The organism is Algoriphagus chordae (genome assembly GCF_003254055.1).
Lineage (GTDB): Bacteria > Bacteroidota > Bacteroidia > Cytophagales > Cyclobacteriaceae > Algoriphagus > Algoriphagus chordae.
Map to the genome: position 1 here is coordinate 2,221 of NZ_QKZT01000021.1, position 22,694 is coordinate 24,914.

General features: G+C 39.3%; 18 protein-coding genes. 2 read left to right on the forward strand and 16 right to left on the reverse strand.

Translation table 11 applies throughout. The features are described 5' to 3' along the window. Window positions 1–123: 123 nt before the first annotated feature. The 14 genes from cas2 to LV85_RS18395 form a co-directional block, all read right to left on the reverse strand. Complete coding sequence (gene cas2 / locus LV85_RS18330) at window positions 124–618, reverse strand: CRISPR-associated endonuclease Cas2 (RefSeq protein WP_111322172.1); 495 nt, start codon at window positions 616–618, stop codon at window positions 124–126. Next, window positions 611–1,648: a CRISPR-associated primase-polymerase type B gene (locus LV85_RS18335; protein WP_111322173.1), complete on the reverse strand. Its 1,038-nt coding sequence runs from the start codon at window positions 1,646–1,648 to the stop codon at window positions 611–613. The genes cas2 and LV85_RS18335 overlap by 8 nt, the downstream gene beginning before the upstream one ends. Then, window positions 1,645–2,640 carry a CRISPR-associated endonuclease Cas1 gene (cas1, locus tag LV85_RS18340; RefSeq protein WP_111322175.1) on the reverse strand — a complete coding sequence of 332 codons (996 nt, stop codon included), beginning with the start codon at window positions 2,638–2,640 and terminating at the stop codon, window positions 1,645–1,647. The genes LV85_RS18335 and cas1 overlap by 4 nt, the downstream gene beginning before the upstream one ends. Before the next feature lie 176 nt (window positions 2,641–2,816). Next, a complete protein-coding gene (locus tag LV85_RS18345) occupies window positions 2,817–4,226 on the reverse strand; it encodes an ATP-dependent DNA helicase (RefSeq protein ID WP_111322178.1) in 1,410 nt (469 codons plus the stop codon). Between the two features lie 2 nt (window positions 4,227–4,228). After that, complete coding sequence (locus LV85_RS18350; protein WP_111322180.1) at window positions 4,229–4,576, reverse strand: CRISPR-associated protein; 348 nt, start codon at window positions 4,574–4,576, stop codon at window positions 4,229–4,231. A 5-nt stretch (window positions 4,577–4,581) separates the two neighbouring features. Beyond that, window positions 4,582–5,841 carry a TIGR02221 family CRISPR-associated protein gene (csx2, locus tag LV85_RS18355; RefSeq protein WP_158531205.1) on the reverse strand — a complete coding sequence of 420 codons (1,260 nt, stop codon included), beginning with the start codon at window positions 5,839–5,841 and terminating at the stop codon, window positions 4,582–4,584. 4 nt (window positions 5,842–5,845) lie between these two features. Continuing rightward, the gene (locus LV85_RS18360) at window positions 5,846–6,916 is read right to left on the reverse strand and encodes a Card1-like endonuclease domain-containing protein (protein WP_111322184.1); all 1,071 of its coding nucleotides are present in this window, start codon (window positions 6,914–6,916) and stop codon (window positions 5,846–5,848) included. A 79-nt stretch (window positions 6,917–6,995) separates the two neighbouring features. Then, the gene (locus tag LV85_RS18365; RefSeq protein ID WP_111322186.1) at window positions 6,996–9,473 is read right to left on the reverse strand and encodes a TIGR03986 family type III CRISPR-associated RAMP protein; all 2,478 of its coding nucleotides are present in this window, start codon (window positions 9,471–9,473) and stop codon (window positions 6,996–6,998) included. Next, complete coding sequence (locus LV85_RS18370; RefSeq protein ID WP_111322188.1) at window positions 9,470–9,886, reverse strand: TIGR04423 family type III CRISPR-associated protein; 417 nt, start codon at window positions 9,884–9,886, stop codon at window positions 9,470–9,472. The genes LV85_RS18365 and LV85_RS18370 overlap by 4 nt, the downstream gene beginning before the upstream one ends. Beyond that, on the reverse strand, window positions 9,883–11,439 hold the full coding sequence (locus tag LV85_RS18375; RefSeq protein WP_111322190.1) for an RAMP superfamily CRISPR-associated protein: 1,557 nt from the start codon (window positions 11,437–11,439) through the stop codon (window positions 9,883–9,885). Before LV85_RS18375 ends, LV85_RS18370 begins: the two co-directional genes overlap by 4 nt. Beyond that, window positions 11,436–12,860 carry a hypothetical protein gene (locus tag LV85_RS18380; protein WP_111322192.1) on the reverse strand — a complete coding sequence of 475 codons (1,425 nt, stop codon included), beginning with the start codon at window positions 12,858–12,860 and terminating at the stop codon, window positions 11,436–11,438. Before LV85_RS18380 ends, LV85_RS18375 begins: the two co-directional genes overlap by 4 nt. Beyond that, entirely contained in the window at window positions 12,857–13,429 is a 573-nt protein-coding gene (locus tag LV85_RS18385; RefSeq protein WP_111322194.1) for an RAMP superfamily CRISPR-associated protein, read from the reverse strand. Before LV85_RS18385 ends, LV85_RS18380 begins: the two co-directional genes overlap by 4 nt. Before the next feature lie 6 nt (window positions 13,430–13,435). Further along, window positions 13,436–14,980 carry a Cas10/Cmr2 second palm domain-containing protein gene (locus LV85_RS18390; RefSeq protein WP_111322196.1) on the reverse strand — a complete coding sequence of 515 codons (1,545 nt, stop codon included), beginning with the start codon at window positions 14,978–14,980 and terminating at the stop codon, window positions 13,436–13,438. Then, complete coding sequence (locus tag LV85_RS18395; protein ID WP_111322198.1) at window positions 14,977–15,651, reverse strand: CRISPR-associated endonuclease Cas6; 675 nt, start codon at window positions 15,649–15,651, stop codon at window positions 14,977–14,979. Before LV85_RS18395 ends, LV85_RS18390 begins: the two co-directional genes overlap by 4 nt. 391 nt (window positions 15,652–16,042) lie before the next feature. Here LV85_RS18395 and LV85_RS18400 point away from each other — a divergent pair, with 391 nt between their 5' ends. Continuing rightward, window positions 16,043–17,203, forward strand: coding sequence for a sialidase family protein (locus tag LV85_RS18400; RefSeq protein ID WP_111322200.1), 1,161 nt, complete (start codon window positions 16,043–16,045; stop codon window positions 17,201–17,203). A gap of 36 nt (window positions 17,204–17,239) precedes the next feature. Here the strand turns inward: LV85_RS18400 and LV85_RS18405 are convergent, their stop codons facing one another. Beyond that, window positions 17,240–19,021, reverse strand: coding sequence for a glycosyl hydrolase family 28-related protein (locus tag LV85_RS18405; protein ID WP_111322202.1), 1,782 nt, complete (start codon window positions 19,019–19,021; stop codon window positions 17,240–17,242). 119 nt (window positions 19,022–19,140) lie between these two features. Beyond that, entirely contained in the window at window positions 19,141–21,525 is a 2,385-nt protein-coding gene (locus LV85_RS18410; RefSeq protein ID WP_111322204.1) for a peptide-binding protein, read from the reverse strand. A 309-nt stretch (window positions 21,526–21,834) separates the two neighbouring features. Between LV85_RS18410 and LV85_RS18415 the strand changes: the two genes are divergently transcribed. After that, window positions 21,835–22,548 carry an N-acetylmuramoyl-L-alanine amidase-like domain-containing protein gene (locus tag LV85_RS18415; RefSeq protein WP_245942370.1) on the forward strand — a complete coding sequence of 238 codons (714 nt, stop codon included), beginning with the start codon at window positions 21,835–21,837 and terminating at the stop codon, window positions 22,546–22,548. Window positions 22,549–22,694 lie beyond the last annotated feature (146 nt).

The window sequence follows — 22,694 nt, forward strand, 5'->3', positions numbered from 1 at the left end:
GTCTTAATCCTTATTGTAATGGATGATACTTTTTGAGGCCTTGTGCCGTCATTTTATTGATTATCAATCGCTTATTTTCTATTTCTGTATACTTTCTCTTCATTTTCTCAATAATAAAGGTTCCTAATTTACAAAAAACACTGTGTTTGGCGGATCCACGATCTGCTCGATGTTTACGTTCTGACCTATCAACTTCATGCTCCTAGCATCTGAGATATTCATCGGTACTAAGATGATGCTGTCCTGATTTTCATACACCTCATTGATCTCTGCTAGGGTCTTGTTGATCTCATCAAATAGCTTATGATCTGAATGGCATAAAAATACACTTTTCTGTACCCGCACACAACCCTTCTGAAGTAAGTACTTGGCAACTAGCGTTCTTACTTTGTTGTTTTGAATGTCGTAGAGTATCAGGTAATTCATGGTTGTGCTTTTGATGGGTTTGTCTCGGAGAATTCCAAGTATTTTTTTGATCCGCTCGGGCAGAGGCAATACGGCATCTTGCGCTGATTCTGAGTCATCGGTGTCAGGTTCAAGGGTCCTGTGTAGTCCTGCCTTACGGATTTTATCGATCTTTTCTTTCAGATCAAATTTTCGTTGCTTGGGTTTAGCCATGCGCAAATAGTGGGTTGATCGTACTATCTAAATAGACCACTACTTCTTTGGCTAATGCCTTATCACTTCCGGTTTTGGTAGTAGCCACAAAACTCAAGCCCTTGCGCCCAAGGAACACGTTGATCTCCGCCCAGACGTTTACATTGCGACTAGCAATTCTACATTTTCTACCATAAGAGATAGGATCAACCTGAACCATAGCGAGTTCCACTTCCAGCAACACTTCCTTCATCTGAGTGACAATATCTTCTAATTCCTCTGGCTGCACATAGTCTTTGACTCTAGGGGCTCTAGTTTTCATTCCCATTTTTTCTCTTATCCTCATGATGGCATCATCAGGAAGTGCTTTGACCGCAGAATCAGTCAAGGCAGATGGGGATTCTTTGCGAATAGATTCAGCCTCTTTGATTGCAGACCTAAGCTCATCTAGGGCAAATAAATCTTCTTTTTTGAGGTAGTCAGACGCGATCACTGGTTCGGCTTCAGGATTGTAATAAGCCTTGGGATCGAAACTCACAAAACAACAACGAGAGACATCGTGGGTTTTGATATCAAGTACCTCCTGCAGCTGGTAAACAGCTTGTAACTTGAGACCAAAAGATTTGTAGAAAGCTGCATAGTAAGCCGAATCGTTGATTGGCTGATCCAATCGAAAGAACACCTTTAGTCCATCGCCACTGGGCGAAGCATAGAGTAGCTCTACTCTACTGTCTTGCTGGAATTGGGCTCGCATCTCATCCAGCTCAATTCCTGATTCGGAAAGGTGATCTAGGTCTAGTATAAATCGCTCTGTCTGAATGAAGTTTTCCTTTCTTCTCACTTTAGGATGAAAATCAGCACATACTACATAGGGTAGCGCTGTCTTTTGTTTGCGATACTGAGCAGGGTCTATTCCGCGGATGGCCTGAAGTCGACGCTGTAAAATAGCTACTTCACCTTCAGAATTGAGTAGTGCTTTGTGAAATTTGGCTAGGCTTACATCCTGAAGCTGATCTCCTGCCTGGGTGACATGTTTACCGAGTCTAATCATGATTCTGCAAATTTTAGAAAATGCTGAGCCAATGCCTGCATTTGGAGGTCAATATGGCTTTGGCGACTAACTGTACGATTGCCCAATGGTATAATTTCGCCTAGGTAATCATTGACAGATTGGATAAGGATCCGCTTCGCCAATGGAGAGAGAAGCACAGCATCATTTAGTTCATTGCGTTCAAATGCCTCTCCCGGAATGGCTTCCTGAGTAGTGAGCTGTATCACCACATAATCCATCCAAGGCCTATATTTCTCAATGGCATCATATACCAGTGCGGGGCGGTTGTGCTCATCCCTATGGAATATACCTACATAGGGATCAATACCAGCCTTGATCAGCGCTCCTTCTATTTTGCCATAAAGCATCCCATAGGAATAATTGAGCAGGGCATTGAATGGATCCTTGGCAGGCATTCTATCTCGGCCTTCAAACCTATACTGCTCAGGCATAATGGAGGCTATGGCCTGGAAATACCTTTTGGAAGCAGCTCCCTCCCAGCCTCTTAGCGTCGGTGCAATATCTGAAAGGTGCTCAGCAGCGATACCATCGATCTTATCCTTGTAATCTTCGATAGAATTGATTGCACTTTTGATGATATTAAATGCGGGCAAGACCTCCTTCTCAGGCTGTACCGTAAGCAAGAGCGCTACCTGGGCATCTAGCTTTTCGAAGATCATTTTCTTCACCCAAGGTATTACTGCTGGAGAATAAAGAAAATTGAGTTGCGCCCGGCGAATATTAGAAATACTACCATATTTGACAGACCAAACCCTGCCCTCAGGAGTACCCATATCATTGACAAACAAGACATCAACCTGATGATGTATGGCTAAGATAATTGCATCAGAAGTGATCCGAGCTGCCTTGGAGATACTGATGGTCTTCACTAGATCTGGAGGAAAGGATTGTTTGCCTTCAGCTGTCTGAACGACAAATAGTCCATTTTCCTTGATCAAAGTGGCTCCAAAGCTATTGATGACAAGGTTCATGATTTTAGGAGTTTTGATTTAAACAGTCTGTTTAACAAGATAATTGTTCACTATTACCTAGCGCCAAAACTTTAGGTGGCTAGTATTTTATAAACCAGATTCTCATCCACCGCACAAGTCGCATCAATCTTGCTATCATTGAAAATAAAGAAACTGACATATGCATCGATAATATACTATACAATCCACCAGTCTTTGACCAAGTGAAGATGTTCCTTGGCCCGCGTCACTCCGGTGTACCACCAGCGCAAGACGGATCTCGGGGATTGTACATACATGGCTTTGTTGAGGAAAAAGAATACATGATCCCATTCACCTCCTTGGCTCTTGTGACAGGTGACCGCATAGCCAAAGTTGGCTCTTAGGCTATTGAGGTAAGGATCCGTACGCATCGCTTCAAAAAAGGCTGTTGACTTTGCTTTTACTTCCTTGGCTCTCATCCTTCTACTAAAATCTATCATCAAGGCACGCTGTTGATCGTTACTGAGATTTGGTTTCCCATTCTGCAGTGGTTCTAAGCAAAGTAAGGTCTGATGCTGCACACCTGTCAGTTTTGCCTCTACCTGTACCTCTTGAAAATACATACCGCAGTGGGTTCGAACTTCTCCAAGCTGGGTTACTTCCACAAAGTCCCCATTGGTCAGCGGTACACGGTAGTTATTTTGTGATACCATGAGCAAGTCTCCATTTTGAAGCGGAGCATTCGCATTGCCATAGATCTTCTGCCTTACCAGCTCATTGATATCCTTCACATTACTATTGCTGATACACACTGCGATAGAATCATCGTGTCCATGCTGAGTCAGATGAGCTAGGTACTGAGCTTTCATTTGCTCATAGCTATGTAGGTGGATTTCTTTTGCTTCTCTGGCTGGGAGTTTCACCCATTTTGGTAGACTGCTTTTATAAAATTCTCTTCTCAGCGCCGTGGCAGTTTTGAGAATTGGGTTTTGGGCTTTTTGTCTCAAAATTTGGGTCATCTCAAAGCTGCGGATTTTTCTACCCTGAAGCCGAAACCAATTTTCATCCAAGGCAGGACTGGTTTCCATACCTATGGGAGGCAGTTGGCAAGGATCTCCCGAAAGGATCAATTTATTGTCGCCTACCATGCGCATCAGGTCGGTCAGCAAATGGCCAGATCCAAAGTGCGCATAGCTCGTGGCTTCTGTATTGGCATCGCCTATCATCGAAGCTTCATCCACTATAAAAAGCTTACGCTCATCAGGGTCAATAATTCTGGCAGAAAAGATCAGGCGCATCTGCCCGTATGATTCCTCGGCGGGAGCATCCTTGGAGTCCTCAGGCTCGCCATCTATGTCTTTGAACTGATAAAGTGAGGAGTGTATAGTGGTAGTCTTCAGCCCAGTTTTGGCGCGAAGTACGGCTGCTGCTCTACCCGTAGGAGCCAGCAATTCAAAGTCCTGATCTTTGGAGGCCAGTTCTTTGGCAATGTACTGCAAGAGAGTCGTTTTGCCCGTACCAGCGTAGCCTTTGAGTATGAATACAGCAGGGCCTTCAAGCTGTAGAAAAGACTCTATTTCCTCTTTTGCTTGAAGTTGGTGATTGGAAAACTGGATTTCGGACATGACTAGTAGGATCTAAATTGGACAAATTCAAATTTGGAGACTTTGGTACCATCAGACATTTCCTGCGTATTGCGTGAAGTGGTACTGGCGATACAGGTGACTCCATGTGATTTCAGCAGTTCGATGAGTTTGAACGAAAAGGTCAGCTCACCCATGACATGGACAGCATTAGGATTGATTTCGAGGATTTGGCTTAGATACTGTTGCGCAAGCATGTCAATCTCCTGCTCATCGGCAGTTGGGTCAATTGGAGGAAAGGGAAGATCTTGAATCACTCCCCATTGCTGAGCAATCTTAATTTGATTTTCTGGCCATGAGGCTGAAGGGTGGTTGGAGAAGTTGAGGAGCATGGAGACTATAGTAGATTTAAAAATTGTTCATATCTCTTTACAAGCGATTTTTTCATCCCATCATAAGTCTTGGGAGCTTCTCTAAACCCTGCATGATTTACATCATTTCTTATCGAGCTTTTAATGTCATTTACTAAACATTTTAAGGCTTTGTAATTGTCTAATAGATATACAGTGGGTACAACATCTTTTTCAACAAAAGATAATTTTTGGTATTTTTCTATTTGTTTAATATTTGGGTTGTTTGGATCGAGATACATATATCGATAACTCCCTTCAGCTACCGAAAGTGCGGCTGAGACAAAGCCTCTAACATCAGGATTTTGCATCAATTTTCCCTTGCCAATCTTCACAAGCACGTAAGTAGTTGCAAATTCTTCTAGGAGAGTAGCACCTTGTTGAATCAAACCATTATCAATACACCACTTCACTGCATTAAGACCGTTAATGATGGAATTTTCCTGATACTCATCGAAATGACTTTTTACTCTTTTAAGTATATATTTTAAAGGGTCATTTACTTTCAAATCTAAAGTTTGAAGTTCTTTTTGAATTGCTAATTGTGTGGTACCTTTAAAAATTTCTGGCCCTCTATTTACAAGAATTTCCTTTGAAAATTGTGAAATAGAATCTTTTAAATTAAAATAATCAGTATCCTCTATAAGATCTGAAAGCATAAGACCGTTACCAGTTTTTAAAAATTGATTAGCAGCATTAGTCCAATCTTGAATAGCTGAAAAGGATTTTAAATCCCATACCGGTGTATAAGATAGGCCCCCTACAGTTTCTCTCGCATCGTATGCACCATAATAAACACCTTGAACTTTTATATTTTTGAGAAATTTCGCATAGTTCAATAGGACTATTGCAAGCATAGGCAAGGACCTAAACCCATGCGTAATATCGAAAAAAACTTCATCATGGTCTTCAAGTTGATCAAACACAACTTTGAATATTTTCCAAATTTGCTCTTGACTAGTCCCACTAGGTATTTCATAATTACTATCACCAAACTCTTTATTAATTTTAGATAAAGAGCATTTAAGACCTTTGTTAAAATCATTGATATTCCAATTTTGATAAGCTTCTTTTGTAAGAAAAATTATTGGCTTAATATCATGAATATCATTAGAAATTAAATGTTTTAAAATAGCTTCTTGAATAAAGGGAGTTTTAAAGCTATTGTCTTTTTTTTGATCGAAGAAATAATCTGTTTCTTGATATTTCCCTAATCCCAAAAACGATAAAAATACTTTCCTAGCCATAGCGTTAAGAGTTAAATTTTTTAATGAGTTGATCGATTTTGTATGCCTCATCATTTCTAAGGAGGTCTTTACCTGATTCCTTTCGGAAATGCTCGATCTCTAGGATTTTGACTACGCCGAGATTGTGACGCAGTATATCCAATTGATCCTTTGCCTGAGAATCTTCAGTAAACTCACCTAGGTAGGCAAAATACTTTTTACACTGAAGCCCAAAATTCTGAGTCAGTGAAGAAAGCTTAAATAGCGGTTGTGATATTCTATTTGTTTTCAATTTTCCCGAAGGATACACCTTGCACTCAAAGACATAGAGGTCATTCTGATAGATAAACATCACATCAAACTCATTATCCTTATCCAAGAGACTTGGGTTATCTTTTCGTTTGATACCTACATTGAATGCAATCTGGCTTGGAGCAAGCTTGAGTGTTTGCTTGAAGTGATCGTATAAGTACCATTCAAACCAAGTTCCCATGAGGTAGTTTTTATCTAATTCCTTGTACTCTTGATCTGTGGCAGTGGCTATTTCAGCTACTTTTGCAGGATGCCCGGTTTTTAATACCCTCTGAAACAGTTTTTTGGGTGAAGGCTGATATTGAATCAAATCTTCACTAATAGACATTTCAAAACCATAGGCTTCGAGGTATTCTTTTAGGGAAATTGAAATCGATGTTTTTTTAGGGATTTGTTTTATCTCTGGATAAAGCTGCTGATAGGTAGATGAACCTATAGGAGCATAAAACATGTCAGCATCAAAAAACTGGAGTTGCTGGAAGACCATCTGGGACATCAGTTTATTTCCACCAGTGAGGTTGATCAGATATTTTCCTTGCTTAGCAAATTTTGCCTTTGCGAGATCTTCTTTCGCTTGAGCAGCATCATTGGCATCGATGATTACTGTTCGACACTTATCTAGTGGTAGTGACAGTGCCTCAATGATGTATTGGGTAGCCTGAGTATCTTCCATCTCTATCGTACTGATAAAGATGAATAATGAATCAGGCTCTCTGAATTGCTTGATAAAGTGCAAGGTTGGGAGAGCCTGTTTGGAGATAATGGAGAGTAGGGTGCTAGGCATTTCAGGTTAAAACGAAACTCATAGCCATCCAGATCATTAGATCAAGATGGCTATTAGGTAAGTGTGAATAATCCTACGTTTATGAATTTTCTAATTCATTGAATAAACTTTCAGCTTGATCTTGACCAATCCATAATGAAATCTTTTCAAACGTTCTATTCGATTCTCTAGGTTTTTTCAACCAGTTCTCTTTATCTTTTTTAGATAGTTGGCCAGCTATTTCTTTCAGCTTATTGTAGGTTTTGGCGATTGCTTCTTCTTCTTTCATGTATGGAACAGCCTCATTTCCTAGATTTTTTGAATCTTTACCATGGATAAGTTTCACATATTGATTCACCAGCTTGGTAAAGGACTCAAATGCTCTGGAATTCATCTTCAGGGAACTATAATCTGGGCCTGATTCCAATTTCTTCTTAATCTCTAATTCTTTCTCATGATCTAGTTGAGCTAATATTTGAGCTGTTTCTTCCTGTTTAAGTCGAAGCAATTGTTCCTCATGCTGTAGAATCAAGTTGCTCCTTCTCTCTTCGAGTTCTTGTATCAATTTAACTTTTAGCGCTGCAATTTTTGGTTCTATCTTATTTTTCTCAGCAGTAATTATCTGAGTATAGAGCTCTTTCGGATTGACAGTTTGAAGATTTCTGAATTTAACTTCATCTTGCTCGAAAAAGGCCTTGTATTTATAAAGGTCAGATTCATCAATATGATTATTAATTACTATCTCACCAGCTAGCTGTGAATATGTAGGTAATGAGAACTTTGGATCTTGCTTCTTTCTACCTTTTGCATTCACGAACTCATTGTTCCTCATATCCATTTTCATGTATTTCAGATCTTTGTCAGTCTGAGTATGAGGTTTTGCCATAGTAAACAATTCTTTAATTTCATCTGATTTGTGCCATGACGGAGTGGAATTATTCAAGGCCCAGTTCATAAAACCTTCATAGTTTTTAACAGCCGAAAGTGCTTCATCTTGGTTGATATCTTGAAGGTCTAGTTTCACTTTACCGTAGCCAAGTGGCTTTCCCATTCCAATGGAATGATAGAAACCTTCATTGAGATGAAAAGTTAGTGCGGAAAATAGCGCACCTAATTCTTCTTCTCTCAGATTATGATAGTTGACTGTGAAAGAAAACTCAGTACCTTTGGCAAGAGGTTTGAATTGCGTAGTAACCCCCTCATTGGGCTTGCCTGTTCTCTCATTGATCGGGGCAGGGTTATGTGTCACATCACCACTTCTAACCGGATAACGCTTATATCCACGGATTTTTGCATTGGCATCCATCATGGTTTTGTAATACCCAGAAACTTTTCCATCAGCCGAGTTTTGAGCTATATAGTTTGGATAATAGGTTGCTTTTGGCCCAGAAAGAACTTCTTTTACCATAGGTAGTACTGTAGGACTTCCTGTCGCAAAGGCATGACTAATATTCACCCTACCTTTTAACGCTTCATTTTTAGTAGCATATCCAAACAAAGTCTCTGCAAAATCCTTTTTCAACTTCTCTCCCTGAGTATTTCTGATTAATTCTCTTACGGATTGCTTATACGTGATCTTATAAAGCAGGGACAAACCCATATCCTTAATATTAGATGCTGTTGGAGGCTTTTCATCATTTTTAAGTCTAAAAAAAACTGGTATTGATTCTCCTTTTAATAGTTGAGCTTTTCTCCATTTCCAATCATCACCTTGCTGATTACGATCATGATCATAATAAGCATGATAAAAATTAGTGATGATGGAATCTTCCTTAGTTCCCAATTCAACTTCAGCTGTATCCTTTTCAAAAAAGATAAATTCATATTGCTTGCCTTTATTGGGCTCTGTTCGATTTCCTGGCTGCCCAGAGAATACTATCGTGCCAGTATTTACTCCGGCTGAATCAATTACAAATTTTCTTCTCCCAATCCCATCTTCTTCGTCCTCTTGTCGGAAACGATGTCCTTCCTTATTGAAAGTAAAATTATCATATTTATCCTTCGCAGTTTTTTGTTTAGGCTTTGATACATTACCACGATTTTGATAATGTGCAGAGATTTTCCGAGGTCCCGAAATTTTATCTAGATCCATATGCTTGATTCTTCCAGGTCGTCCACACGATCTTAGATAATAACTTCCATTTACCAAACGAAGCCAACCACAAAGAGACTCCTTTGAAAGATCAGACTTAGGGTATATAGAGTTATTTTGAAAGTCTCTAACAGAATAGCGAATATCATCAACTTTGTCCTCCATACTTCCAAATGACATGATCTCAATAAGATTTCTGATCATCCCTTTTATAGAAGCACCAGGAATAAAGTATTTCCCATTGAGATGGTTAAATTCTGGATCTATAATCTCCTCAAGTTCAATCTTTTCGTTCTCAGCTTTAACTTCTTTAAATTTTCTCTTGCTACCATTTCTAACAAAAATAGGGCTTTCAGCGGTGATTTTTACCTGAAGAGTTCCAGACTTAGCGTTTTCAAATGGCTTATCATGACTGACAAATTCTGACCAAAATGGGTTTACGACTTTGTCATTTAGGGGTACAAAATTATAGGGTGCTGTAATCATGATTCAGGTGAGTTTGATGATTGGAATCCTTCAAAAGCAATCCAAGAAGGTTTAAGTACGGGCATTCCATCACAGGCACTATCCTGCGATTCCTCCCAAAATTGTACTGCTTTGAGCTTGCGTTTATCGTTTTTGATCACAAACTCCACCCTAGAGCATTGCTCATCTGCAATTCCTTGGAGTTCTACAGAGTAGATCTGATAGACTCCGTCAATAAATTTGATTTTGATACTCTTACCATTTTCAGAATTATTATATAGATAGCCTTCTACTATAAAAGGCATGTCGGTAAAATCTTCCTTTGCTATTGGTCGAGATGAATCAATATAAATTGGGTTCTGAACATTAGAATACCATATATATCCTTCGTATTCTAAGCTGAAATTGATATCACTTACTTGTATCTTTTTCATGAGTTTTGGCTATTGAGTGGTTTAAATAATCCGTGTCCTTTGGTTGTCATTCCACCGAGTGGAATTTGACCAGATTTCAGTTCTTCGATTGCTTTTTCCCAGGCTACTGAATAATTAGGATCCAGATCAAAGATCGATTTCTTCACTAAAATCTGTAATGAGATTGACTTTGGATAATAATATGCTTTTTCCTGAAAAAGAGCACTGCTACTTGCTCCTCCAGTGAACCTATCAATTTTCACGTGATTAAATATTTTCTCTTGATCCTCTTGATAAGGAATATAGCAATCCTCTACAAGTACATTCCCACGTTGTCCTTGCCCCTGTTCCTGTTCTTGATCACCAGCATAACCAAATAAATCCCTAATAACTTTTTTGGATTGGTCGGCCACTTTTCCCTTTCTACTTCTATGATCTAATTCGTTGGTAAGGTTTTTCTCATAGGTAATCCAAGTTTCATCCTGATCGAACTGAAAATTTGAAATAACCTCTAGCATAGCAGAAAATTTTTCATCTGTAGTTTCCTCTGTCAATTCAGTTTCTTGACTTAAGGATTGTAGTTTATTCAACAACAACTCTATATCCATAGACGTATCTTTCTCCTCCGATCCCTTTGAGGATTGTATAAAATTTTCAGTCTTATAATTATAATGATACATTACTCTGTGAGCTAATGCTCCTTTGATAGAAGTGGCTGGAATTATTATAAATTCTTTCTCAGTTATTTTTGGTTTACCATCAACCCAGCTTACAATTTTCTCTCGTTTAGAAGTATGATCTACATCCATATCACCAAATCCTGCCCCAAAGAGGAAAAAATTTACAGGTATCAACTCAATTTTTTCTGATTGATAGTCGTCAAAATTGTTTTCTAGTGAGTTAATCTGCTTTCTATCGCCAGGTAGTTTCCCATTGAGTGAAGATGGTTTTTTTAGATAGTTTTCAAGATCCTCCTCTAGGTTAAGATTATAACAGACTTGATGACTATCTGGTAAAATCTTGAATTGCCCCAGCCCTTTTCGTGTACCGTGGCCGATTCGGAAATCAGGATCAAATAATGTATCCATAAGTGAATCCCATGAAGTCTCTTTAGCAGAATTACAGATCAATTCCAAATCAAAAACAAAACGGGTACCCTTGAAAATAATCTCTTCATCAAACTTAGCTCCTTTAACAGCAGCACCTTTCTCACTAATTGCAACGTGATCTCTAAAAGGCAATTTCTGGAAATGGCTGTAAAAATCGGTCTGAGGAAGTGACTGCAATCCTTCAATAACCAATCCTTCCTCTCCTATAATACATGCAGAAGAAATCATCACCTTGCTACCTTCACCGTCCTTGCCACCTGATCCAAAAACTTGGGCAGTTTCCTCAAGATTACCTGATAAATGTCTTAATATCCCAGCTAGTGTAGTCCCAGGAATATAGGGAAGCCCATTGGAATCACGAAGTATCTCATTGTCACGAATTAATCCAACTTTACCAGAGTTAATAGCAAAGGCACTTTCTGCTTCTAAATGAATTCTGGCATTTTTACGTATCGGGTAGCTCATTTCGTATGGTCTTTAAGTGGCATTTCTTTAACTAGTTTTTTGATAAACAACATGGCCTTGAGCTTGTCATATTTTGCTACTTCAAGAAATTTATCATGGAGTCTTTTCCTTCCTGTACGCCAGTTTTGCTCCGAAGCACCGCGGAAAAGAGCTCCAGTTTCAGAATCAAAAACCATTTTCTCAAATACATCAGCATTTAGTGCCTGAGAAGCATAACCACCTAGCATTCCCCATTGGCTATTATTGACTCCTTTGAATTCATTTTGGTGATCTTTTTTAAACTTCAGAACTTCAGTCCGTATTGTTTCACTTGCCTTCCCTCTTTTAACTATAGTCTTAAGCGCATCAACTTGAGTATTCAGCTGATCTTGTATTTCCTTTGGATAGCTAAATAATGGGTCTGACTCTATTTTGATTTTTTCAAACGTAAAAGGTAAAATCGCATCGTTTCTGCTAAGAAAATCTGGATTTACCACAACCTGACCAAAGCCCTCTGCTTTAAATGATCCTAGGCCTGAATCAAAGAAATCAGATTTGAGTTTATTTTTTCCTTTTACAAAAAATACTGACCCTTTCTGAATAATAATTCTATCTGCATCCCTAGCACCACGTTTCCCATTCCAGTTTTGATAGATGCGAGTGCGTAATTGAGATAGGTTCCAGTCTATTTCACAGGTAGAATCACCCGTCAATTGAAATGATGTTGGTTGTGATGTTGTATCTCCAAAATCATTCAAAAAGCATAAATCACTCAAAGCATAAATGATAAAAGGAGAAGCAAACTCTTCTGAAGTTATTACATCTGTTGTCTTCTCGAAAGAAATCTTTATCAGTCCGTATTCTGCAGTTTTGGATCTCCCTATTTTTCTTTCTCCCGTCAGTGCATTTTTAATTTGATTCTCAAATTCACCTGTATCATCTGAAACAGAAAAACTCCAAGTCGAACCTACTGGTAAACTGAAATAACCAAACATTTTTGAATCTTCAGATCTTCGTTTTTCAGCATCGTAACCAGATTTCAATTTGAAATTTTGGTCAAGAGTTATCTGTTGAGAGCTTTTTCCATTTATATGAATATATCCTTCTCTGGATTGTTTCAATTGAAGATCTGATTTAGACACATTATGGTGGAGATATACTTCAGATTCTAACCCTTTACCTTTTTCAGTAAAATAAACATTTGGTACAGGAATGAAAGATTTCTGATCTATATTCGGATAAGCATTTCCAAACCTAACCTTCCCTGAGTGAAATAGGGTTTGTGTATCTCGTGAAGCTTCATCGTAAAGCTCGTTGGAAGTTATCCCTAGGAACTTAGCTCCAGGAATATAGTCTAAAGATTTTGCTGGGGATTCTGAGCCAGCAGCAGTCGTTAAAACCACCTCAGAAAGTAGTGTACAGGTAAAATGATAGATTTTCATTGCGGTGAATTAAAGGTGAAAGAAATAGAACATCTACCTAGCCCACGTGTACGATTCAGTCCCAAGCTTTTTATCCAACTTCCACTCCTAGTTATTAATACATCATTTACTGGATTTTCTAAAGAAATACTCCCAAACAAAGTTAAGGGCACAGTCACTTCTAATTGCCTTAAGGAACCTTTAGCTGCAGTGCCAGATTCATGTTCAATTTGCGTAGATGATATCACTTGGAAAAGCGCATCTTTCAAAGGAAAATCTTTAGTTTCCAAAACTACTTCAGCAAAGGCTCTTGAGACTTTGGCATCAGAGAAAAAACTAGAACTTTGAAGAGATAAGTGTGTACCTGGGCTTCCAAAGATTTTTTCAACTTGATCAAATTCGAAATTATTATCAAAGTAAGCAATTGAATTGGCTGCTTCTCGAAAAAGACCTTTGATAGTCCGACCAGGAATATATGGCAAGCCATTAGTATCTTTCAAAACTGTGCTATCTGCATAAGTGCCTCCGGATATACCAGAACCAATATGCCAATAACTATAAAAATCAATTTTATATTTTAATGTGTGCATAGTTAATTACAGGTTAGCTAGGGTTAAAGTGTCATAGAGATGAGTAAATCCAATTTCTGTATCATCCCCACCAGCTTGAATCAATCGGGGAGTATATACTTCATTTAGCTTCAAAGCTTGCTGATCAAATCCTTTATCAAATTTGGTTTTTTCTAGAATTCGTTCCATCAGATATTCTGCCTGAGTCTCATCATCTCTTACAATAGTGAGCCATTGGCGAAGATTGGATTTTGGTGCAGTTGAAAGATTTATTTCCGCTACCCATTGCCCCAAATCCTTTATTGTAGCATACCCTTTTTGAGGCTTTAAAAAATATGGACCGAAATCAAATCTAGTACCACTAGAAGTAGTCAATTCATTTTTTACAATCGAATCGAAATCTGACACAAAAGAGGACTGTACTTTGTGGAACATTATCGAAGACGGAGTTAATTCTTCATTTTCACTTTCCGCAATTTTTTTGGAAACTTTCTTAGCCTTTGCACATAATTCTTCAGCCAAATGGACTCCATAATGGAAAGGATACTTTGCCTTGACGAATGCAATCCCTGCGCAGGCAGTAAGCCCACCTTCTTCCAATTGAAAAGAGATATTTTTCTTTTTTAACTCAGAGTTAAGTTTTACAAATTCTGACTTTGTATAACACTCAAATGCTTCTAAAAATGCTGACGTAAATGGAACCGCCTTACTTCCATTGATTAAGACTGTCAAATCATCCCCCCCTAATACAATCGGACGGATTTTTATTTGAGTGTCTTCTTCATCAAAGACCTCATCAAAAGCTTCTTTTGCTGCTTTCTTTGTAGCTATATCTAAAGATTTTGAAAATTCACTTAAAATTATTTTCAGATCATTCCCAGAGCTAGATCCATATATTTTAATCAACTTTTTACCTAGGTTGTTGCCATCTGCATGGATTACCCCTATCCAATTTTTTATAGAAGTAAGTCCTTCAAATTCTTTGTCAACCAAGTCGGAAATATTCTTTGTCTGATCTGACACTTTTACTCTTTTACCTGTGAGATCAAAATACAAATCATTTGTTCCTCGTTTCTCAAAATCTTGTTTAGCAATTTGAGTACTATCTATTGCTTCATTTTTGAAGTACGAAATAGCTGCACCACCAGTTCTTCTGGCAGTCTCACAAATCATAAACGGAGAAAACTGATTCATCGAATAGTTTGCTTTACTTCTCTGAGTTTTCAGTTTATTTTCTAATTCTTGGATAGCACTCGAGAAATCTTCTGATGATTCTAAAACCTGAACTGCCTGACTTACAGTAATCCCCGGAGCCAAGTCCATGACTATCTTTGGAAATGTCTTTACTAATAATTCACAAGATTTTTTGTCATCGAATTGATATTTAATATTTCCTGCTGCTGAAATAATAACATTTTCCTCCTTGAACCTGGAACCAAGTTCATTCTTAAACAGCTGAGTGCATATATATTCTACAAGAGCGCTCCCTCCCACAATCTCCTTGAGTTTGTTCGTTTGGAAGATAAAACTCTGGATACCTTGTATACTGGCACCATATAAATACTTGGTCATAGATTTATGGGTTTATTTATCGTACCCCATCCCATACTAGCTCCTTTACCAAGGCCTATATCTGGAGGGAGGTACATATTAGTTTTAAATGAAAGTGAAAATGATTGAAACTTTATCCCCTTATGTTTAACTGTGCTCTCTGATGGGATATCTGTAATCTTAAGAATTATTGGATCTCCCACAGTCCAATTTATCCCCTTAGCAAATGAGAGTAAATTACCAATCAGCATTCTCTCTAGAAACTGGACTTTCTCCGAAATCCCTTCCAATTCCTGATATTTAATATGATTGATCTCGTTCAATGCTAACCAATCATTTATCTGATATCGATGTGAAGTAGACGTCAGCCCCACATCAAAAGAATTGATCTTCATACTCTCCACCATCAAAGGCCTGAACTGAGATCCTATTCTAACTCGCCCAGTGTTTTTAGTGAAAAATTCATGGATTTCATCGACTCCATCGTGAATGCAGACTATACTTGCCTTGCCATTGGTAGTTTTGTATTGAATTACCGGATAACTATAAGCAAATTGGGAATCGCTGATATGATTATGAAAAGCGACGTTTTGCCGTCCAACCACTTCCACTACTGCTCCTCTAAATTTTGGAATTTCACTTGATTTCAGATTGGTATCAAAAGTGATTTTTATAACCTTAATAATGGGCATTAACGACAATTTTTGCACTATGAAATCACATATTAAAAAAAATGATAGTTAAATAAAATACCCTGTACAGGGTATTTTATTTAACAGAATCATAATTATTTGAAAACCAATATCTTACAATTAATTAATTGATAAATAAGAAGACTAAACTTGTTAGACGGTGTTACTCAGCTATCTTTTCTAATTCATCATACTAAAAAAATCAAAACCCAATACTCACAAGATTTCTAGGAATCCATATTCTAGTATGCCAGTCGTTGCTTTTGAGCACCAACGTTCCAGTCTTATAAATCATCATTAAGAATCCCCTAAAAACCCAAAACTCTAACCGCGCCAATTGCTTCCTATCCTTCAATTCTTCATTTTTGGCTACAAGCCAAACCCAAACCCTATGCGACAATTACTTTTAGTCCTTCTCATTCTTTGCTCTGTATCTAGCTTTGCCCAGGAATCACTTGTTTATCAAGGTGGTCAAGAAGGTCATGCTTCCTACAGGATCCCAGCAATCATTGACTTACCTGATGGTGAACTTTTGGCCTTTGCCGAAGGCAGGGTAAACGGCTCTAATGACTATGGAGATATTAATCTGGTACTCAAGAGAAGTGCGGATAAAGGCAAAACCTGGTCAGCACTTCAAACGATTGTGGATTACGATGACTTGCAAGCCGGCAATCCAGCACCTGTCTTAGATTTAATGGACCCGGCTCATCCGGACGGCGTGGTTTACCTGTTTTACAATACAGGCAACAATCACGAATATGAGATTCGAATGAATCAGGGAGTGCGGGAAGTATGGATGATTCGTTCTCTGGATTTGGGACATACTTGGGAACAGCCAGTAAACATCACCAGCCAAGTTCATAAGCCCAACAATCCTGAATTCAATGCTTCTTACACCAATCCTGCAGATTGGAGGCATTATGCCAATACTCCCGGTCATGCATTTCAGTTTCAAAAGGGCACCTATAAAGGAAGAATCTATGTGGCAGCCAATCATTCTCAAGGTCCTCCACAAGAAGAATTCAAGGATTATCAGGCACATGGGTTTTACACGGACGATCATGGCAAAACTTTCAACCTTTCCGAGTCTATCAAGTTCCCAGGCTCCAATGAATCCATCGCCGCAGAACTTCCCGATGGTCGAATGATTATGAGTACCAGAAATCAGCGAGGAGATATTCGAAGCAGAATTCTGGCCTATTCTGAAGACGGCGGAGCTACTTGGTCTGAACAGTATTTTGAAGAGAGTCTACCTGATCCTGTATGCCAAGGATCCATTCTTGCTTTTGAAGATGAAGCCGGAAACACCATATTATTTCATTCCAACAATGCTGATACAGCATCTAGAAATAACCTAAGTCTAAAGATTAGTACCGATCAAGGCAAAACCTGGCCTAAAACCACTCTTATCGACCATAAAGATGTTCCTAAAGGTAAAACCTGGACAGCTTACAGCGATTTGGTTTTGCTCGATTCGAAGACCATTGGTATTCTTTATGAGCGCGATGATTACAAGGAAATTGTCTTTAAGTGGCTGGGTTGGGAAAACTGATAACTGATCAGACTTCCCAATCTAGCCTTGCATCTCTTACCACCAAATTGGAATTACGGGGCTGATTTTGCTTGCTATATCTGCAGCGCCCTTATTCTCATAAGCGCTTACTTTTCTAGAAGCGCCCACTACTATTGGCTCCTTTACGATTTCCAAAAATTCATTGTTCCGAATCGTAACATTCTCTGCGCCCTTGACAGTAAAAGCATGTTCGCCTCCAATCACCTTGTTGTTCTCTATCAAAATCCGCTTGTGTAATCCTGGAATAGTACGATCTGGAGCATTGACATGAATGGCTATAGCAGATGCACCATCTATGGTGCCATCGTTATTCCCTCCCAAGCCACAGTTGGTAAAGGTATTGTTCCGTATAATCACATCCTCAGAGGCAACTCCCTCCAACCAATTTCCCTCTGCTCCAATATGAATAGCAGTGCCTGTGGTGTTTTCAAAAGAGGAATTCTCGATCAATACTTTTCTGGTTTTCACCAATACTGAGCGAGCTCGATGAGATCTCACCTGGCTATTTGCAAACTCCAAACTAGGTGTAGCAGACATATTTGCCAGGTAATAATTCTCAATATCCTCTGGCAAGTCCCCATCAAAAGTGATTTTCACAAGGCGCTCCTCTGGGTTCGTTTCGAAATCACTTACCCTGATATAGCCCACTTCTTTCAAGGTCGACTTTTCTATCACCGCCAACACATCTCCATTCTGTGGCTCATCTTGATAGGTGGAATGCGTAAAATTCTTTTCTCCCAAAAATGTCTCACATACATTTTCTGCAGGTCTGCTCACGATATGTGCATAGTAATTATGAACATTGGTAGCATCATCTCCCTGTCCTTCAAATTCACAATCATCAAAGCGTATAAAGCCTCTATTGGTCGCGAAATGAGTGGCATCAGTATTGGAAGAGACATATCTGCCTGCTGGAGGAACTACTTTCAGCCTGTTCATTGTGATATTTTTGCTCAAATGCCCCACGATTCCCATTCCTGCCTGAGCATTGATCGTCACATCGTTTAGGGTAATATCCTTGGTCTTGTAAATTAAAATCGCTGGTCTGTAATGAAAGCCCGAAAAGGTAATCAGCACTCTGCCCAGTTCGGCTTGATTCCGAATTCCAGCCCCATAAAAACGAAGGACGTTGGGAGCAATACCTTTTTTGCTATCGAAGTAAACGGCCGTACCTACCAAGGACTTTTTTTCTTTATTATAGAGCATCACTCTCAGGATGAGCATCTCATCAGTCATCTCCTCCTCTTCGGGGAATTCCACATCAACATAATCTTCACCTAACTTGATGATCTCCCCATAGCTATTTGGCCGCTTTTTGTAATCAATGGTCAGGCCATTTAGCGTCACATTTTGTGTATTCCGAAAGGAGACCGGCTCCATCCAGCCATCAAAAATTATTTTCACATCATTGGCATCTATGGTCAAACCATCTGCTCCTTCAAAGTCCAATCCTATCACATATTCTTGGTTTGGCACGTAGAGAACCTCCTGGGGATTTGCTCCTAATTCTCCTGCAAATGCAGCCTCTTGAATATCTACCGCCTTCTGATCTCTGAGCTGATATTCTCCTGCGGGAAAGTACAAGGTAGCATTCGGGGTAGTTCTGGCCTTCTCAGCAGCCTTCCTCAAAAATGCCGTATCGTCCTTCCCATCATTTGGTATTGCCCCAAAGTCGCGAACATTGATTACCTCTTCCTGTTGTCCCATTTGAAGGCAAAACCCATAAAATGGAATTGCTGCGAGCAATGGGGTCAACAATAAAGCAATCGAAGTATTTCTAATTTTTCCTCTTAGCATGAGTAAGGTGGTTGAGAATGAATAAGCTCATTAATTTGTAGTAGAAATAATGCAGGCACAAAATTCTGTCTGGTCCCAGCATGGAAAACTCCCATTTTCTATACAAAAATCCAAATACTCTATTGAATCATTGCCGAGGTCATCGCCTGATTTCTCCACACTTTTAACTCGGTACGGCCTTTCCAATTGTTACCTTTTTCCACTTTACTAAGCGATATAAAATCACTTACCTCTTCATCCCAGCAGCTCAAGATCACATCACCAACTCTCAATGAATTGGCAGCAGAAGTATCGTACTGATCCGGTAGCTCAAGAACAATTACTCCTGTAATTTCATTTAATCCAGCTGCAGATTGCTCTCCTAGAGTCTCCATATTTTTCACCTTGAAACCATGCCATTCTCTGATTTCCGACTTATTCTCTTCATTTTCCAGTAGGAGAAAAGGGATTTCTGGAGTAGCAGCCATTTTTTTCAATGCTGGAGAAGTCACTCCAAAATTATCCATATCGAAGTTGACAAATCCCAGACTTTGGATCGCTGGAGAATCTTCATGAAGACTGAAATCCCCTGTTTCAGGATCCACAAACATAGGATCTCCAAACTCACCGCTCGCTTCTATCCCAAAGGATCTACTTTGATCAAGGTCTTCCTCTGTAGTGAAAAAATTCTCATCGACCTTGTCTCCCCAGTAGTTTACTCGAATTTGTTTGTGCGAAGTCATCACAATATTACGAGTGAAAACATCATGACTTTCTTTAAACCAGACATGAGGATGAAAGCCATTATTCACCATAATATTATTGTAAACAGTCCTATAAAATCCCTCACGCAATTTGATTCCTCCACTTAGTGCCAGATTATTATAAATCTCATAATTGCTCGATCCATCATCCAAATCTATATCCCAGCCATGGTCGCAATGAAAACGGTTATTGCGGATAATGGTAGTTTTGATGGCATCAAGCTTTATCCAGTCCGGATGCCTCGCCGTTAGCTCATCCATAGTTTGCCTATTCGGATGCCAAAACCTATCTCTTCCCCAGGAATTAAAAGCCCCATGATCACCGGTTTCCATCACGGTATTGAACACGTCATTGTATTCAATAATATGCCCTCCCCAGGCTCCATCACCAATATTAATCCCAGCTCTGGGCACATTGTAAATGGTATTATGCACAATGTGCAGGTCCATGGCCATTTCTATCTGAACTCCTGCAACTTGCTTTTCGATCGTACCAATGTTACGTATCAAATTATCCGCAACGAGTGAGTTAGCGGGGTAATTCTCAGACTTTGGACCCGGAACAGTATCAATCTCTGCCTCTGGAACAAACTCATGATAATTGAAAGATGGAGAGCGAACAGCATCTGGATTTCCTACAAAACTGATTGCACTCCCTCCTATTTCCTCAATCAAATTCCCTTTGATGCTCGTGTTTCTATTATAGTTGCTGACGAAAATCGCATTGCCTCCCAAATCCTGAAAAACATTGTCTTCAATCAGGATGTTCTCAGTGCCATCCAACAGAATCGCTCCACTTCTATACACCGTCCAATCACTCCTCATCAGACGCTCCTCAGTCTTCATGAAGGTTGGTCTGCTCTGCTGAAAAGTCAAATTCTGCAAGACGATATCATGTACGGGAAGATCCTTGTCTCCTTTGAAAGAGATCAAATTTTCTAACATCCCCACTTCTACTTTTTGGATGCTTTCTATTGCTAGCCCTTCTTCAGGATAAAAATAAAGCAGGCCTTTTTCCCTGTCTAAAAACCACTCATTCGGACTATCCAGCTCTTCGGAAATATTCTCTACAAACCGGTATTCCGGATGCAATCCACTGGATCTGTTATTTTGCCAGCCGCCTTCATACATCAAGCTATCCGCCCCAAATTTTCCTGTGATCACATAATGCATTCCACCCCATTTACTCTTATGCAGCGCATGAATGTAGCCTCCTTTCGGATTCTTCCAAGTCGCGATTTTCTCTTTTGAAATAGCATCTACAGAAAAGCCATTGAAGGGGTAAACATCAGCTTGGTAATTGGGATATCTAGCTCGGATCTGCTTTTCGCTATTGATATAAAGCGAAGAAAAGTCTATCCCCTTAGGAACTTTCGCCACTAATAGATCTCCCTTATAATGCTTCCATTTCAAATCCAAAGACATTCCTCCACTCAGAATTACCTTCTCTCCCTCAGCTGCTCGAATTGTATATGGGGCATCTGTACTTCCCGATTCCTTTGAGTCAAAAACCAATGGCTCACTGAGATAATAAGTCCCATCCCTGAGAATCAGCGTTACCTTCTCTGCTGGCTTTTCTGCTTTAAAAGCTTTGATTACCTCCTTTGCATGGCCGATACTGCGAAAGGGGGATTCTTCAGTTCCTCGGTTATCATCGTTTCCAAGTTGAGAGACATAGAACTCTCTCTGCGCAAAGGCGATGCTTTGCAAAAGAATTAGGAGAACTAGGGTAAAAGGAATTTTGATAGAATTAGAACTCATATTGGGAATAAAACAGTTTTGTCAGAATGCCTAGTGCTTATCGACTAGGCAACTTTACTGGCGTTAAATGAAATTTCTTTGGGAATTTGAAGATACCTTAAGACATGCTAGTTTTCATTTCTATTTCCATTTATTTAAAAATGAAGTAGATTTCGACTCATTAAAATCCTCACTCAGGTGAAATATCTGCTCAGCTTAACTTTCTGTTGGATTACTATTTTTGTTTCGGCCCAGACTGTCTGCACTCTAGAAAGCCGCGAAAAACTAGATAGCTACCTCAGTAAATTATCCTCTGGAAACTATTCGGATTTGTCAGCAAATGAGCTGACTATTAAAGTAGCACAATGGTTTCTCGAAACTCCCTACGTGGAGAAAACTTTGGAACTTCCCGGAGCAGAAAAATTGGTCATCAACTTAACTGGCTTGGACTGCACTACTTTTCTGGAAACGGTGGTGACATTGGTGAGGATGACGGAAAAAGAGGAATTTACTTTTGAGGACTTTGAGAAAGAATTAGAATTTCTGCGCTACAGAGATGGGATCAAGGAAGCTTATCCTTCGCGCTTGCATTACTTTTCTGATTGGGTTTATGAAAATCAGCAAAAGGGAATCTTGACTGATATCACAGAAGAAATTGGTGGATCTCCTTATCCGAACGCTCCATCCTTTATGTCGGAGAACCCTCAATTCTATGCTCAGCTTGCTGATCCTTCCAATCTCGAAGCAATCAAAACAGCCGAAGCAGACATCAAAACAAGAAGCTATTTCTACATTCCAAAATCCGAAATCAGCAGTTTAGAGAAGGGTATTCGATCTGGTGATCTGATCGCCATCACCACATCTATGGACAATTTGGACATCGTTCACACGGGATTTGCAATTCAGAAAGATGGAAGAATCCATCTACTTCACGCCTCTTCAAAAAACATGGAAGTAGAAATCTCAGAAAAAACCCTTAGTGATTACCTAGCTGGAAATAAAACCCAATCTGGAATCCTAGTCATGAGACTTACCGAAAATTAGACCAAAAAAGTTTGTGCTTGGTATAAGTACTGAATGACAATCACAGCTTCTACAGAAAACTAATTCTTATTGTCCCAAGCTAGAATGCTGGCAGCCGTAGTGAAATTCACTTCCATCTGAGACTCTGTTGTCTTGAACCCCTCACC